The sequence below is a fragment of the Paenibacillus silvae genome, from assembly GCF_014639235.1.
Classification (GTDB): domain Bacteria; phylum Bacillota; class Bacilli; order Paenibacillales; family Paenibacillaceae; genus Paenibacillus; species Paenibacillus silvae.
On record NZ_BMFU01000009.1, the window covers coordinates 195329 to 211105 of the forward strand.

At 50.7% G+C, this 15777-nt stretch carries 12 protein-coding genes; 11 read left to right on the top strand and 1 reads right to left on the bottom strand.

All coding sequences use genetic code 11. From position 1 onward, the window contains the following. The first annotated feature begins 73 nt into the window (after nucleotides 1-73). From cobI to IEW26_RS23780, 10 genes are all read left to right on the top strand, one after another. Nucleotides 74-838 carry a precorrin-2 C(20)-methyltransferase gene (gene cobI, locus IEW26_RS23735; protein WP_188594158.1) on the top strand — a complete coding sequence of 255 codons (765 nt, stop codon included), beginning with the start codon at nucleotides 74-76 and terminating at the stop codon, nucleotides 836-838. After that, the gene (cobM, locus tag IEW26_RS23740; RefSeq protein ID WP_188594159.1) at nucleotides 835-1632 is read left to right on the top strand and encodes a precorrin-4 C(11)-methyltransferase; all 798 of its coding nucleotides are present in this window, start codon (nucleotides 835-837) and stop codon (nucleotides 1630-1632) included. The genes cobI and cobM overlap by 4 nt, the downstream gene beginning before the upstream one ends. Next, nucleotides 1625-2713: a cobalt-precorrin 5A hydrolase gene (locus IEW26_RS23745; protein WP_188594160.1), complete on the top strand. Its 1089-nt coding sequence runs from the start codon at nucleotides 1625-1627 to the stop codon at nucleotides 2711-2713. Before cobM ends, IEW26_RS23745 begins: the two co-directional genes overlap by 8 nt. Before the next feature lie 840 nt (nucleotides 2714-3553). Further along, nucleotides 3554-5314: a cobyrinic acid a,c-diamide synthase CobB gene (locus IEW26_RS23750; protein ID WP_229729999.1), complete on the top strand. Its 1761-nt coding sequence runs from the start codon at nucleotides 3554-3556 to the stop codon at nucleotides 5312-5314. A gap of 370 nt (nucleotides 5315-5684) precedes the next feature. Continuing rightward, nucleotides 5685-6107, top strand: coding sequence for an SDR family NAD(P)-dependent oxidoreductase (locus IEW26_RS23755; RefSeq protein ID WP_268237073.1), 423 nt, complete (start codon nucleotides 5685-5687; stop codon nucleotides 6105-6107). 156 nt (nucleotides 6108-6263) lie between these two features. Beyond that, nucleotides 6264-6902 carry a ThuA domain-containing protein gene (locus IEW26_RS23760; RefSeq protein WP_188594163.1) on the top strand — a complete coding sequence of 213 codons (639 nt, stop codon included), beginning with the start codon at nucleotides 6264-6266 and terminating at the stop codon, nucleotides 6900-6902. Between the two features lie 72 nt (nucleotides 6903-6974). Beyond that, nucleotides 6975-7361 (top strand): phasin family protein, encoded by a 387-nt coding sequence (locus IEW26_RS23765; RefSeq protein WP_188594164.1) that lies wholly within the window; start codon nucleotides 6975-6977, stop codon nucleotides 7359-7361. Further along, on the top strand, nucleotides 7362-9032 hold the full coding sequence (locus IEW26_RS23770) for an ABC1 kinase family protein (RefSeq protein ID WP_188594165.1): 1671 nt from the start codon (nucleotides 7362-7364) through the stop codon (nucleotides 9030-9032). It begins immediately after the preceding gene. A gap of 465 nt (nucleotides 9033-9497) precedes the next feature. Beyond that, nucleotides 9498-9707 (top strand): hypothetical protein, encoded by a 210-nt coding sequence (locus IEW26_RS23775; RefSeq protein ID WP_229729997.1) that lies wholly within the window; start codon nucleotides 9498-9500, stop codon nucleotides 9705-9707. A 264-nt stretch (nucleotides 9708-9971) separates the two neighbouring features. Further along, complete coding sequence (locus IEW26_RS23780; RefSeq protein ID WP_188594167.1) at nucleotides 9972-11435, top strand: SulP family inorganic anion transporter; 1464 nt, start codon at nucleotides 9972-9974, stop codon at nucleotides 11433-11435. Between the two features lie 832 nt (nucleotides 11436-12267). Here IEW26_RS23780 and IEW26_RS23785 read toward each other — a convergent pair. Continuing rightward, a complete protein-coding gene (locus IEW26_RS23785) occupies nucleotides 12268-12654 on the bottom strand; it encodes a hypothetical protein (RefSeq protein WP_188594168.1) in 387 nt (128 codons plus the stop codon). Between the two features lie 986 nt (nucleotides 12655-13640). Between IEW26_RS23785 and IEW26_RS23790 the strand changes: the two genes are divergently transcribed. Next, the gene (locus IEW26_RS23790; RefSeq protein WP_145404492.1) at nucleotides 13641-15230 is read left to right on the top strand and encodes a DEAD/DEAH box helicase; all 1590 of its coding nucleotides are present in this window, start codon (nucleotides 13641-13643) and stop codon (nucleotides 15228-15230) included. Nucleotides 15231-15777 lie beyond the last annotated feature (547 nt).

Below are 15777 nucleotides of genomic sequence, written 5' to 3' on the forward strand. Positions count from 1 at the left end.
GTCAGGTAGTGTAGCAGCACATGGCTCTGCGGCCGCAAGCGAAACTGCGAGCGGTGCGGCAGGCATCACAGGAATGAATTCGGAAGGTCGCGCAGCGTCAGAACTGCGCGCGACTGAACCATCAGAAGGCAAAACGGTTGGCACACTGTATGGTGTAGGCGTTGGGCCGGGAGACCCGGAGCTGATTACCGTCAAAGCATACCGAATGATTCGAGAGTGCCCGGTGGTCGCCTACCCGAAGAAGCGCAAAGGCGGCAAATCTTACGCCCATGAGATCGTGGAACTATATGTGAATCCAGACGAGAAAGAGATGCTGGGTCTGATCTTTCCGATGACCAAAGACCCCGTCGTGCTGGAGCGGGAGTGGGGCAAAACTGTGGAAGCGTGCTGGGAAGCGCTGAAGCAAGGCAAGGATGTCGCTTTTGTGACGGAAGGTGATCCGAACCTGTACAGCACGTTTATTCACCTTGCACGTCTGATGCGTGAACTGCATCCTGAAGTACCAATCAGCTCGATCCCTGGCATTTCCTCCGTCCTTGGTGCGGCAGCAGCGCTGGATATTCATCTGGCAGATGGCGATGAGCAAGTTGGCATTATTCCTGCTACAGCGGATAAAGAAGCCATGCGGCAGGCGATTGAGCATCACGATACGATTGTGTTTATTAAAGTGGCAAAAGTGCTCGATCCGATGCTGGAGCTGCTGGACGAGATGGGACTGGGCGGTAAAGCATCGGTGGTCACCAAAGTCACTTCCCCTTATGAATTGGTCTGGCGTGACGCCCGTGAACTGAAAGGGCAGGAGCTGGAATATTTGAGCCTGATGGTGGTGAGCAAATGAAAACATTAGAGCCGAAAGTTTATATTGTCGGTGCGGGTCCGGGAGACCCCGAGCTGATTACGGTAAAGGGTTCGAATATTTTGAAAAATGCCGATCTCGTTCTTTACACGGATTCGCTTGTGAATGATGAATTGATTGCGACAGCCAAGCCTGAAGCCGAGGTGCTGCAAAGCTCCGGCATGGATTTGGAGCAGCAGGTCGAGCTGATGTGCGCCGCAGTCCGGGCAGGACGCAGTGTGGCTCGTGTACATACGGGTGATCCGGCAATGTATGGTGCGATTCTGGAACAAATGGTGCTGCTCAAGCAGCAGGGCGTGCAATATGAGATCATTCCGGGTGTTAGCTCTGTGTTTGCTTCAGCGGCGGCGTTAGGTGCGGAACTCACGGTGCCAGAACTTACGCAGACGGTCATCCTGACGCGTGCGGAAGGACGTACGCCTGTGCCTGAACGGGAAAAGCTGCGTGATCTGGCATCCCACCACTGTACGGTAGCGCTCTTCCTGAGTGCAACATTGGCTAAGAAGGTCGTGGTGGAATTCCTCGCCGCAGGCTGGAGCGAAGATACACCGGTCGCGGTGGTGCAGCGCGCAACTTGGCCGGATCAGAAAATTGTGCGCACCACGCTGGCTAACCTGGCTGCGGATCTGCGTGCCGCAGGCATTACGATGCATGCGATGATTCTGGCAGGCTGGGCGCTTGATCCTGATCTGGTCAACCGGGATGCCCACCGCTCGAAGCTCTACGATAAATCCTTCACCCACGGCTACCGCAAAGGAGTGAAGTCCTGTGAGTAATCCATTTGCTGCCGTAGCCATTACCAAGCATGGTGTGGAGATGGTGCGTAATCTGGAAGGACAGTTTCAGGGCACGGACGTTTATTATATGAGCAAATTTGCGCGTGGGGATGAAGAGCAGCTGGGATACACGTTGTTCGAAGGTTCGGTGAAACTGATCCTGCCGGATTTGTTCAAACGATATAACGGTATCATTCTGTTTATCTCTCTTGGTGCCGTAGTACGCATGATTGCTCCGCTGCTGGTGGACAAAAAGGTCGACCCTGCCGTTCTGGTCATTGATGACCGCGGCGAGAACGTCATTAGCGTGCTGTCCGGGCACCTTGGCGGTGCCAATGAATTGACTCGTCAAGTGGCGGAAGTGCTTGGTGCGCGTGCAGTCATCACGACAGCTTCGGACGTGCAGGGCACGATTCCGGTCGATATGTTCGGACGTGAACTTGGCTGGATCGTGGACAGCTTTGATAAAGCAACCCCGGTGAGTGCGGCGGTGGTCAACGAAGAGCCGGTTGCGCTCATTCAGGAGACAGGTGAACGCAGCTGGTGGCGTTACAACAAACCTGTGCCCGACCATATCCGGGTTTTCCACAGCATGCAGGAGGCTGAAACATTCGCGTTTAATGCTGCCTTGGTGGTCAGCGACCGTCTGCTTACGGCTGCGGAAGAGGAACGTTTTCTGGCGAACGGTGTGCTGTATCGTCCGAAAAGTCTTGTGCTCGGCATGGGCTGCAATCGCGGCACTGCGCTGGAAGAGCTGGAGCAGGAAGTTTTGGCGACACTGGAAGAGCTGTCCCTGTCTGTGAAGAGTGTGCGCAACATTGCCACGATTGATCTGAAAAAGGATGAAACAGGCCTGCTCGCCCTATGTGCCAAATACGGCTGGCAACTCGTAACCTATACACCTGCGGAGTTGAATACAGTCACTTTGCCGAATCCATCGGAAACGGTGTTTAAATATACTGGAGCTTATGGCGTGAGCGAACCTGCTGCGCTGCTTTCTTCAGGGGCTGACCACTGGCTGCTCGAAAAGAAAAAAAGCGGCAACCTGACCATTTCCGTAACAAGGGTAGCATTTAACTAAGCAGGGTTAGCGGCGGGGTGTGCACCCATCCGTATGTCTTGGGGAACCTCGGCAGGCGGTGCAGACAACGAATATGCTTTGGGCTTAACAGGCTTTTACAGGCTGGTGTTACCGAACGTAGATTGTACCTTGATGCTCCAGTTCTAACGATCCCCAGAGACCTTATTTCGTGAAAAAAGCACACGTTTCAATTCTAACGATTCTGAGCAACGCTATTTGGGACGAAAAGCCCCAATTAAGGCTATTTACGCCCTGAAATGTTCATATAACGTCACTAGGAATCGTTAGAATTTTGTTTACCCCATTTTGCTCCAAATAGCGTCATCTGAGATCGTTAGAGCGTGCACCTTAAAAAATGTTACCAAACCCACTCATGTAAATGACCGTCCCAGGCCGTTGGAACCGATATGGGATGGTCTATTTGTTATATTCGGATCAAAGGCGGGATTCATGATGAACACTAAAACTACTTTATCCAACAATGAAGGAAGTGCAGTGGTATCCAACAATCAAGGAAGTGCAGTGGTACCCAACAATGAAGACAGAGAAGTGGTACCCGTAAAACAAAAGGGTGCAATGTTACCCAATAATCACGTTGGGGAAGGGGTATCCAGTAGTCAAGTCGGAGCAATGGTATCCAGTAATCAAGCCGAGGCAATGACATCCAACCACGAGGCCGTCAACACGACATTCAACAATCCTGCTGTCACTGCAGCAGCCAACAATCAGACTGTCACAACAGCATCTGGTAACCAAGCTGTGACAGCGGTATCCGGCAGTCAGGCCGTTACCACAACATGCAATACCCAAGCCGAGAGGAATATCTCTCGTAATGAGAACATGCCAGCAACATTTACGAACGAAGCAGCAGGTACGACAGCTTCCGATCGCCAAGCCGCACCTCGGCTAATCATTGCGGGTACGGGCAGTGGTGCCGGGAAAACAACGGTTACGCTCGGCCTGATGAAGGCACTTGCTCAGCGCGGATTGAGCGTACAAGGCTTCAAGTGTGGCCCGGATTATATTGATCCGACCTATCATACGGCAGTGACAGGCCGAGCTTCACGTAATCTGGACGCCTGGATGACCTCGCCAGACTATGTGCGGGAGACGTTTGCACGAGCATCTGCGGGACATGATATTTCGATTATTGAAGGTGTGATGGGACTTTACGATGGCAAGGACCCGCTCAGCAACACAGGCTCTACAGCGGAGATTGCCATGGTCACGCAGACCCCTGTAATTCTGGTAGTGGATGTGCGAAGTATGGCGCGCAGTGCAGCGGCCATCGTGCTGGGCTTCCAGCAGCTGGAGCCCGAGCTGCATATCGCGGGTGTTATTGTAAACCGTTGCGGGAGTGCAGGACATTATACGATTGTCAAAAAAGCCATTGAGCAAATGTGCGGCATTCCGGTCGTGGGTTGGCTGAAACGTGATGAGGACATGTCCATCCCGGAGAGACATCTCGGACTGGTGCCTGCAATTGAACGCGGTGAACTGGAGCCTTTGTTCCAGCGGGCGGCCGATGTGCTACTGGAAGGCACGGATCTGGATCTGCTGCTGGAGCTGGCAGCAAGTGCTCCACCACTCCAGTGTTCAGAAAGACGCGAGTATGGTGCAAACCGCTCAAAGACAGCTGGGACAACTAATGGAGATCATACAGCGCATGCTGCGAGCACGTATGATGTGAGCCTCGTCGATACGGACAACAGTGCCGCTCACGCCAGTGACACAACGAGTTCAGGCAGTTCAGATCAAACAGTTCAGAGCTGTGACGAGGCAAGTTCATTTAGCACAAATGCCACTGCTCACAGCAGCGGCATACTCAACCTGGCTGGTGCTGGTGACGAAGTTCACATCAGAAGTAAAATTAGCGGAGAAGACGTTGTTCATGCGAACCATGTTGAGGCTGCTTCTCAATCCATCGCTTTGAATGTCGAATCAGACACGTACCAGCCTGTTATCGCTGTAGCGCGGGACGCGGCATTTAACTTCTATTATCCCGATAATCTGGAGCTGCTGGAAGCGGCGGGAGCCCGACTGCAGTATTTCAGTCCGCTGGCGGGTGAGAGCATACCGGCTGAAGCAGACAGTATATACCTTGGGGGTGGTTTTCCCGAGGAGTTTGCGGCAGTGATTGCCGGAAACGAACGTTTTCTGGAAGGGCTGCGTGAAGCAGTCCGTTCAGGAATGCCGCTGTTTGCGGAGTGCGGCGGCTATATGGTGCTTGGTGAAACGCTAACGGACCGTGAAGGCGTAACCTATACCATGGCAGGCATTATTCCTGCACAGGTGCAGATGCAGAAGAAGCGAGCTGCGCTGGGGTACCGGGAGGCGAGTGCGGTTCAGGATTCCTTTTTGCTGAAACAGGGGGAAGTGCTTCGAGGACATGAGTTCCATTATTCGACGATGACCTATCGTGCAGATGACGAGATTCCTTACGCATATGAGACAAAGGGACTGCGTGGGTTAAAGCAGGAGGGTTACGCAGTAGGCAGTGTTGTTGCAGGTTATACCCATATTCATCTTGGCTCGTATCCGGCAGCGGCACAGCGCTGGGTGCATCACTGCCAGGAATATCGCAAGCAGCGGACGCTATAGTCACCTGATCGAGAATTGCTATGATACGATGATCCATCTTCTCATTCATGTATCTTATTTTTAGTTTGCTCAGCTCAAAGATTAATTCGGCTTGTTTGTCCTTGTTTATTCTTATTGCTTCTGTACTCGTAATGCTGCTGTAATTGCGTGCATGGGTAAGGATTCTCCCCTTTAGCTCGAGTTTCGACAAGGGACGTATGGCGTATGCATCCTGCGCTGCATTCCTGAGACTTTGGTCGTGAAGTTGGCTTGCTGCTTGTGGGATTAGAGGTTTTTGGTTTAGCATGTGGAATGTGTTAGGGATGGATGGAGTATCTGGTGAAGGAGGGACATTGTTCCTCACAGAAACGGTGAGCTGGATACCGGCCATCTGGATATGCTGATCCATAATGCGGCTATACTAGGAAGTATTACCGATCATATCCGCGGACCGCTTAACATAGCAGAGATGGCAGAGGTATTTAACGTCAATACCTTGGGTTCTTTGCGTGTCACACAAGCGATGCTGCCCCTCCTTCTTCAAGGCCAGACCAAGCTGATCGTCGATATTTCCTCCGAGGCAGGCAGTATTAAGCAGTGCAGCCGGGATGGCTGGTTTGCCTATTGCGTGTCGAAGGCGGCTTTGAATATGCAGGCACGTTTGATACACAATAGACTGAAGCAAGAGGGCGGACAAGTGATACTGGTGCATCCGGGCTGGGTACAGAGTTATATGAGGGGCAAACTGGATGCTTCCGCTGATCTGACACCTGGTGCGTCAGAACAGCATATTGCAGCACGGATCGACCCATGAACAATTCAAGGGAGAACAGCCCGCATATGTAGATTACAGAGGGGAAAGGCTGCCCTGGTAGTGGTTCTTCTACGTGTGCTTTACGGATAGATTACCGATGGTGCTGATGAAGAAGAGTTCAGACGAGCCGGGACGACATGAAAGGAGATGATGATGATGGATCATCGCAAAAAGGCATTATTAATAGGGGATTATACTCATCCAGACTGGCATCCGCTGCAAGGGGTAGATGCGGAGATCAGCCGGATTTTTCAGGATACAATTACAGTTCAGTGCAGTGAGAACCGCAACATGCTTCTGCTTGAAAATATTTCCGGGTTTGATGTGTGTATTTCATACATGGACGATTGGAGAGGGAAAGTCTCCCCTCAGCAGACAGCAGGGCTGTTATCCTATGTGAGCAACGGGGGTGGGCTGGTTATTTTACATAACGGAATTTCGCTCCAGAATCGTTATGAATTAAAGCAGATGATTGGTGCCAAGTTTCTGCATCATCCGCCTTACGCACCGCTGGAGTTTACGGTGACAGCGGAGAGTCATCCGGTCACGGAGGGCATATCCGATTTCACAATGGAAGAAGAGCCGTACGAGTTTGAATTTGGCTCCTTTGCCGAAACGAAAATTTTGCTGGAGTATCAGTCCAAAGAAGGTCCAAAGCCGGCAGCCTGGGCTCATAAATATGGGCTTGGTCGAATCGTATATTTAATGCCAGGACATTCTGTTCCATCCTTTTCCAATGAAATGTATCGTCGATTGGTACTGCAGGCAGGCAAATGGGCAGCACGGTACGTGTAATCGCGGTCTCCTTTTTGCATGCAGGGGTTGAAAAGGTATAATATATAAACAACAAAGAGGAGGATGAATAAGATGAGCGATTTGTTCAAGAAGGCGTTCTCGTTAGGTCTTGGTCTTACCGTAGTCAGCAAGGAAAAAATCGAAAAAGCCGTGGATGATTTGGTTAAACGAGGAGAGCTTGCGCCTGGTGAATCCAAAGCCTTTATTGAACGGTTGATGGAGCGCGGAGATGAAGAACAGAGCCAGCTGAAACGTGTCATTCAGGAGCAGGTCAAACGTGTGCTTCAGGAAGCAGGCGTTGCATCGGAGAGTGATGTGACCAGTCTGGAGCAGCGCGTGGCTGTACTTGAGAAAAAGCTGGCTGAACTCGGTCACAGTCAGACCCCGCAGCTTCAAGGTAATGAAACCCCGGCTCCTTCCGAAGATTCACCTCCTCTCAAAGGGAACGAGATCGAATAGATGGCTGTGCGGATCAAACATGTCGGCAGATACCGGGAAATTGCCATGGCGCTGGTGCGTCATGGCTTCGGTTATATGGTCGAGGAGCTTGGATTATTCCAGCTGCTCGCACTGCCAAGACGATGGATGTCGCGTGAAGCGCAGCCGACCAAAACGCTGAGCGAGCGCATCAGGCTGGTGCTTCAGGAGCTGGGGCCAGCATTCGTCAAACTGGGGCAGCTTGCGAGTACAAGAGCAGATCTGCTGCCGGAGTCTGTTATTCATGAATTGGTAAAATTACAGGATCAGGTCCCGCCGTTCTCTTCAGAGACGGCAAGGGGTATTTTGGAACAGGAATTGGATACACCGCTGGAGGAGATCTTTTCCCGGTTCGAGGATACCCCGGTGGCAGCGGCCAGCATCGGTCAGGTGCATCTTGGCAAGCTTCGAAGCGGTGAGGCAGTAGCGATCAAAATTCAGCGACCGGGCATATCACGGATCGTACAGCGTGATCTGGATATTCTACGGGAACTGACCGCAATGGCGGAGAAGCGCTGGGATTGGGTGAAGCAATATCAGATTCCCCAGATGGTTGAAGAGTATGCGCAGGCACTGCTGGCGGAGCTGGATTACACGGTAGAGGGGCGTAACACGGAGAAGATTGCGCAGCAATATCTACAGGATAACAAGGTGAAAATTCCGGTCATTTACTGGGATCAGACATCTTCTCGCGTCATGACCATGGAATACATTGAAGGCATCAAGCTGAATGATCGGGAGCAGTTGATCCAGCGTGGTCATGATCTGAACAACATTGCACAGCGGCTAGTCGATGCGCTGCTGAATCAGATTTTTATGCATGGTTTCTTTCATGCCGACCCGCATCCAGGCAATCTGATGGTACTCAAGGACGGAAGCCTGGCTTTTATCGACTTCGGCATGGTGGGCAGTCTGAGCGAAGAGATGAGACAACATCTTGCTTCGCTCATTATCGGGCTGATGCGCAAGGACACCGACAGCATGATCCGGGCGATTGAGAAGCTTGGCATGATGCCGGATGATATGGATATACGCGGATTGCATGGTGACTTGGACAAGCTGCGCTCCAAGTATTATGATATTTCTTTTTCCAAAATCAGTGTAGGACAGGCGTTGAATGACCTGTTTGGCGTTGCGCAGAAGCATCGGGTGGTCATGCCAGCCGACATTCTGCTTATGGGCAAATCCTTGCTGACCGTGGAAGGGGTCGTCGAACATCTCGATCCGACCCTGAGCATTGTGGACATGGCAGAGCCATTCGGACGAAAACTGTTGAAGGAACGTTTTAGCGCAGGACGCATCAAAAATCGCTTGTTCCGCAGCGCGGCAGATATGGCGGAAAGTGTCATGGGTCTGCCTGGGCAATTGCGCCAGCTATCCTCCATTATTAGTAAAGGCAAGCTCAGGCTGGAGATCAGTGTGCCCGAGCTGGAGCTGCTTATGCGCAGACTGGATCAGATCAGTAATCGTTTGTCGTTCAGCATCGTGCTGCTTGCCTTCTGTATTATCATGGTTGGACTTATTATCGGCTCTTCAATCAGTCACCAGTCCACGATGCTGTGGGATATTCCGGTGATTGAGCTTGGTTTTCTCGTGGCGATCCTTATGGTGGCATTTCTGCTGTATTCGATATTTAAATCGGGCAGATTCTAGCCGGGCGTAGTATCGGTGGAGATGTGTGTGACAGAAGGCTAGATCGTTCATGTATACAGCAATAAGACACCGCAAGGACAATCTCTTGGAGAGGTTCCTTGCGTTTCTTTGTTTTTTAGGCGCTAAAGGGATCGCCATTGACCTCATATAGATACATAGGAATAAGACTATCGATATAATTGATATATAACGAAATAAAGAGATAATTATCGCAAAGCAGAGATAAGAGAAGGTGAGGAATTATTTTTGCCTATAAACGCATTCGTGCATACGGACGGATATGACTATAATAATAGGTCAGTAGAGGAACGGACCCGGTTTTTCTGAAAGAGGAAAACCACAGAACATCATTGGAGGAACAGGGGCAAACCAACATTCATTGAAGGGATAGAAGTGAATCAACAGTCACTAAGGGGACAGGGACGAGCCAATATTCATTAAGGAATAAGGTCAAACCCATATTCATTGATGTTACAAGCAGGAGCACAGCTGGACAGTATAACGGAAGTTGGTACAACCTGGAACGGCAATGGTATGGTAACTTTCAGCGAACATTATCGGAACGTAGAAATGGGTACCATGCTGCATGTACAGAGCGATACCCCCAACGTATGGAGCAACACCAAACAGTTAGCACGGTTGGCAGGATATATCGTAAACGGAGAAGCTGGATGAGTTCAAGGTTCTGTTATCGGAGTGCGAATATAACTATCGTTTGCTTGTATGATTTAGTGTTGTCAGGATAGCTGCCAATGGTGAGATAGATCGGGACAAGTGTGTGCGGATTGCGCAGATAATCCGTGTTTTTGTGTTGTTTATGTTGGTGGACTATCCGAGGTTCTGTCGTGTGATTGATCAGGTGTGTGCGGCTTCCGTTATTTTTCAGCTGGATCGCTCGTGCAAATACGAGATATACATTAGGAGGCAAGGCAACGACATATGAATACGTTAAAACAACAGTGGTTTGGTAATATCCGCGGAGATGTGCTCGCAGGAATTACGGTAGCGCTGGCGCTGATTCCGGAAGCCATAGCTTTCTCCATCATTGCAGGTGTAGATCCCATGGTAGGGTTATACGCATCGATTACGATTGCGATCGTCATTTCGATTGCGGGCGGCAGACCGGGCATGATCTCGGCAGCTACAGGAGCAATGGCGGTACTCATGGTAGGGCTCGTCAAGGATTATGGGGTGGAGTATCTCTTCGCCGCGACGATTTTGACGGGTGTCATACAGTTTATTTTAGGCATTTTTAAAGTAGGGAGATTCATCACGTTTGTGCCACATTCGGTCTTGACCGGGTTTGTGAATGCACTTGCGATTCTGATTTTTATGGCGCAGCTGACGCATTTTACCGGAGCAAACTGGATTATGTATGCGATGGTAGCGGGCACGCTGGCGATTATCTATATTTTGCCGCGTTTTTTCAAGGCCGTTCCGGCACCGCTCATTGCGATTATTGTTATGACGATTATTACGGTTGTTTTTCATCTGGATGTGAAAACGGTAGGCCAGATGGGGAATCTGACAAGCACCCTGCCAATGTTCCATCTGCCGAATATTGCGTGGACATGGGATACGCTGATGATTCTGCTGCCGTATTCGTTTACGATGGCGCTGGTCGGTTTGCTGGAGTCGCTGCTGACTGCAACCATTGTGGATGAGATGACGGAGACCAAGAGCAGCAAAAACCGTGAGGTACGCGGTCAAGGCATTGCAAATTTTGTGAACGGGCTGTTTGGCGGCATGGGCGGCTGTGCGATGATTGGTCAGTCGGTCATTAATGTGAAGTCAGGTGGACGCGGAAGATTGTCGACATTTACAGCTGGTGCGTTTTTGGCTATTTTGCTGTTACTGCTCAGCGGTGTGGTGAAGCAGGTGCCGATGGGAGCGCTCGTTGGGGTTATGTTTATGGTGTGTATTGGTACCTTTGACTGGAGCTCTGTTAAAAATATCGCCCGTGTGCCCCGTGCGGAAGCAATCGTCATGGTTGTTACTGTTGCGATCGTTGTCTACACGCATGATCTCTCCCTCGGGGTGCTGGTGGGTGTGGTGCTCAGCGTGCTGCATTTTGGCTGGAAGCAGACCAAAATTCGTGTGCAGGCCGAGGAAGAACAGGGCCAAAAGGTATACCGTGTGCATGGACCTTTCTTCTTCGGTTCTTCGTCCCATTTTGTGGATGAATTTAACGCAGAGGCTGATCCGCAGGAGATCACGATCGATTTTGGCGGTTCACATATCTGGGATAACACGGCGGTTGTCGCGATAGGCAAAGTCAAATTCAAATACGCCAAGCTGGGCAAAACCGTACATCTACGCGGCTTGAACGAAGAAAGCTCTCGCCTGCTGGAGCGCAGCGGATTTAAGGTTTCCGGTGCGGGTGTTGAAGGGCATGGCGTGTAAGTAATCTGATGCAGGTCAGGTTGACTCAGCAGCAAAAATGGTACGTTGCAGCTACAGTTGGGTGATATGCTCAGGTCGGGAACCAAACCAACAAGGTGGGCAAGGAAGCAAGCAGCGAAGTGACGAAGTGAACAAGTGGACAAGTGCCCGAGTAGGGGAGTAACTAACAATAGCAGTAGCTCGAGGTGGGAACAAAAGGGAAAATAATGCATTATATTCAAGTTCCTAAGTTTAGGGCAAACAAACAACTAAAACCGGGTATCAAAACTAAGTATCCAAGTGTCCGGGTGATGAACACACGAAGAATAACACTAGACCAAGTAAGAAAGTAACAATGTGTCAAAGTAACCAAATGCCCAAATGTTCAAGTTTCGAGCAAACAACAACTAACTGGGTATTAAAGTCTAAGTATTAAAGTAACCAGGTGCCAGAGTGTCGGACACACGAACAATAACAATTCAGACGAGTAACAAATTAACAAAGTAACAGAGGATCAGGTTTCGGGAGGCACAAGGTTGGAAGATGTAACAGTCCACATAGTGTTATAGCGGTTCCTTTTCCGGGTTTAGGTCCGGTAGGGAGCCGTTTTTTGTAGGCCGCGAGCGCTAACGATCAGGAGAAGGCTTATTTGGGAGAATTCTAGCATGTTAATTTTCTAACGATTCATAGAGACGCTATTTAACTCATTTTGCTGATATCGGGGGCTTTTTTTCATATTTTTAGCGAAATAAGACTTCTGGAAATCGTTAGATTGTGGATCATGCAAAAATGAGGCAAATAAGGTTTGTGGGGATCGTTAGAACTTCTCCTGCTGGTTCAATACTTCATTTAGCTACCCCTCCAGGTTCACGACTCCCGCCTTGATATTATAGATAACGTAAAAATGGTTCCATCTTTGCAGGGTCACAATTGTTTGCTGACCGTCTTTGGTGAAAAAATAACCGGAGCCCTCCTGCTGTTCATATGCCCAGCCCTCACGTGACATACGTGACTTCAATCGCTCTTGAGGGTCATTTTCATCTTTGGTCAGATAACGTTCCATCCCCTCCTTGGGATGTTCGATGCGGATTATGGAAGGGCCGCTGGTCTCCAAACGTATGATTTGCTTTACATTGCTGTAACCGACATTGTTCAGGATGGATAGTAAACTAAGAAAGATCATCAAGGTAATGCCGAGGAGTCCCCACATCAACCATCTTCGTAAACTGTTTTTGTGCATAACAATATTCCTCCTGTTCCATTCTATATCTAAAGGATTTTACACAGTTCACTTCAATGACCAGAATAACCTTTCAATCACTGTAATCACTGTTATCCCCGGATCTTTTCGATTTCCTATTCTGGAGGGGAGTCCGTAATAAAAGGCGTAGCTTATTTTTCCGATACATCTTTCTCTGCAGATAGCCTTTAGCTCCACTTGTTCAGCTTTTTTTCTCTCTCCGTTAACGTGTAAATAATGGTTCAGCTAATAGCCATAACGGCGATTTGCACTGAGAAAACTGGCTTTAGGCGCGTATGCTGGCTGACCTTACATTAAAATCAACGCAATTTTACCGGGTTAAGTTACCCCCGGAGCACAAAGTAAATGCTAAAATAATCCGTTTTCCGGATAACTGTATGACCAGCATCTCAAGCGCTGCTAGGCAGCAAGAACCTTTACAGGGGGCAGTCAGCGAAATGCATCGACCTGCGAAGATAATTTTTTTTATACTGCAAGCCCATGCTTTTCACTTCTGGTGACCAACTCTCTATCCATCTAACGGTTTGTTTCCGTTGCTGCCCATTGTACGAGTTGATTACATCTGAAGGATTGAACTTTATTGTAAAAATGGCCGGAGCAGGTAAGCTCTTTTGCTACAAGTTGGTGCGGTAGCTCAGTTTCGCTTTTGTTTTGATGGATGAACGTGTAAACTACAGGGTATGGAGAAGAAGAGCAACGGTGGATTGCTTTTTAAAAATTCATTTCATAAGCAGCGTTGAATTCAGGAAAACTAGTTTGAACGTGGGTATACCTTCCAAAACAGATACAGATGTGACTAGCGTTACATTACCCGGCGTAAGCAATAAGTGCATGCTCGTATTCGGAAATTAGCCGCGGAAATAGACAATTCAAGTCAATACGGGATGCCTTGCGCATCATGTCTCAGGTCACTGGGTTTTTCTATGAAATGAACTTATCTAAATGAACATACAGAGGTGTAACGATTGACAAACTTTGAACAATTAGGCATTCGCCCGGAATGGTGCGAGGTATTAAGGCATCAGGGCATTGCCGTGCCGACTCCGGTACAGGAACGCTCGATTCCGGTACTGCTGGGTGGACGTGATATTATTGCCGAGGCACAGACGGGCACGGGCAAAACGCTCGCCTTTTTGCTGCCGATCATTCAGAAAATTAACGTATCCGACCGCTCCCCGCAGGCGCTGATCATTGCTCCAACGCGTGAGCTGGCGCTGCAGATTACGGAAGAAGCGAAGAAGCTGACAGCGAACGATGACAAGATCCATGTGCTTGCTGTATATGGTGGTCAGGATGTGGAGAAGCAGCTGCGCAAGCTGAATAACGGAACTCAGATCGTTGTAGGAACACCAGGCCGTCTGCTGGATCACCTGCGTCGCGGTACGCTGAAGCTGGATAATGTGAAAAAACTGGTGCTGGACGAAGCGGATCAGATGCTGCACATGGGCTTCCTGGACGATGTGGAGACGATTCTTCGTGAACTGCCGCATAAACGTCAAACGATGCTGTTCTCAGCAACAATGCCGAAGGGCATTCGTGTGCTGGCGAAAAACTATATGAAGGACCCGGAGGACGTGAAAGTTTCCTCCAAGTCAGTGATCCCGATCCATCAGATTCGTCAGCAGGTGCTGGAATGCACAGATCGTGGCAAGTTTGCTGCGCTTTGCGGCATGATTGATACGTATCGTCCGTATTTGGCGATTATTTTCTGCCGGACGAAGCGCCGGGCATCGAAGCTGAACGAGGATTTGCGTGAAGCAGGCTATGACAGCGATGAGCTTCATGGTGATTTGTCGCAGGCGAAGCGTGAAAATGTCATGAAGAAGTTCCGTGATGCGAAGCTGCAGGTGCTTGTCGCTACAGATGTTGCGGCACGTGGACTGGACGTAGAAGGGATTACCCACGTATTCAATTATGACATCCCTCATGATGCGGAAAGTTACATCCACCGGATCGGCCGGACGGGACGTGCGGGCGGTACAGGTCTTGCGGTGACATTTGCCACCCAGCATGACAGACCGGAGCTTGCCCGCATTGAGGAAGGCACGAACCAGAAGCTGAACCGTATCCAGTGGACCAGTGAAGGTCCAGTGGCTTCTACGGGAGCCGCACGCCGCTCCATTCATAGCGAAGGCGATGAGGAGCGTGGCAGCCGCTCTGCCGGGACAGGCAGTGCCCGTCGCGGCTCTGGCCGGAACGACCGCAGAGACGGTGGTCGCAGCGGCCGGGGTTCTCGCGGCGGAGCAGGCGGCCGCAGCGGTGGGCGCAGTGGCGGCCGTAGCGGCGACGAGCGCAGCGCGGGCCGCGGTTCGGCGCGCAGCAGCGACAGCAGTCGCGGCGGCGCAAGCCAGGGCCGCAGTGGCAGCAGCCGCGGCACGGGCCAAGGTGGCCGCGGTGGTGCAAGCCGCGGCGAAGAGCGCAGCAGCAGCGGCTGGGCTGGCCGCAGCGCCGACAAGCGCACCGCTGGGCGCGGCGGCGCTGGCACTGGCCGCCCGGACTCCGCGGGACGCGGTCCGGGCAGGGGCGACCGCCGCGATTCTCGTCGCGGGCGGTAACTTCTTGGGCGCAAGCGGCAGCAGCCGCACATTGCGCCAGCAAGCTTAGCCATGCCACCGCATTAGCGGATGCAGCATGGCTCATACCGAGAGTGTTCGTGTACAAAATGTACCGAACACTCGAATCTAGGGTCGCGACGGAACCACGTCGCGGCCCTTTTTTACAACAAACACACATGCACTTAATTACACAGATAATATTGCTCCAGCTCACAACCCGTTCTCATGCCGACCAAGCCGTGACCGCCACACCCTCATCGTATTTTACCTCAGTAGTCACCGAGCTTTGATCCGTTTTTGCCTCTTCCCTCTTCCCGTAACAACACATAATCCTCCGCAATTACCTTGGTAACTCGCAGCTTCGTTCACATCGCTTCTCTTAACGGCCTTCACCCGTGCTTAGCAATTCCGAGCGCTCTTCCACCCATCGTCCTCACAAGCCGAGCCGAGCGATTCAGTGTGGACCTCCCCTTAACGTCTTCCCAAGCCGAGCGATTCAGTGTGGACCTCCCCTTAACGTCTTCCCAAGCCGAGCGATTCAGTGTGG

Bases quoted from the DNA above. Each gene is read 5' to 3' on its own strand.
- IEW26_RS23760 (WP_188594163.1), top strand. From the start codon at position 6,264: ATGGATCATCGCAAAAAGGCATTATTAATAGGGGATTATACTCATCCA.
- IEW26_RS23765 (WP_188594164.1), top strand. From the start codon at position 6,975: ATGAGCGATTTGTTCAAGAAGGCGTTCTCGTTAGGTCTTGGTCTTACC.
- cobI (WP_188594158.1), top strand. From the start codon at position 74: ATGAATTCGGAAGGTCGCGCAGCGTCAGAACTGCGCGCGACTGAACCA.
- cobM (WP_188594159.1), top strand. From the start codon at position 835: ATGAAAACATTAGAGCCGAAAGTTTATATTGTCGGTGCGGGTCCGGGA.
- IEW26_RS23750 (WP_229729999.1), top strand. From the start codon at position 3,554: ATGCCAGCAACATTTACGAACGAAGCAGCAGGTACGACAGCTTCCGAT.
- IEW26_RS23770 (WP_188594165.1), top strand. From the start codon at position 7,362: ATGGCTGTGCGGATCAAACATGTCGGCAGATACCGGGAAATTGCCATG.
- IEW26_RS23780 (WP_188594167.1), top strand. From the start codon at position 9,972: ATGAATACGTTAAAACAACAGTGGTTTGGTAATATCCGCGGAGATGTG.
- IEW26_RS23785 (WP_188594168.1), bottom strand. From the start codon at position 12,654: ATGCACAAAAACAGTTTACGAAGATGGTTGATGTGGGGACTCCTCGGC.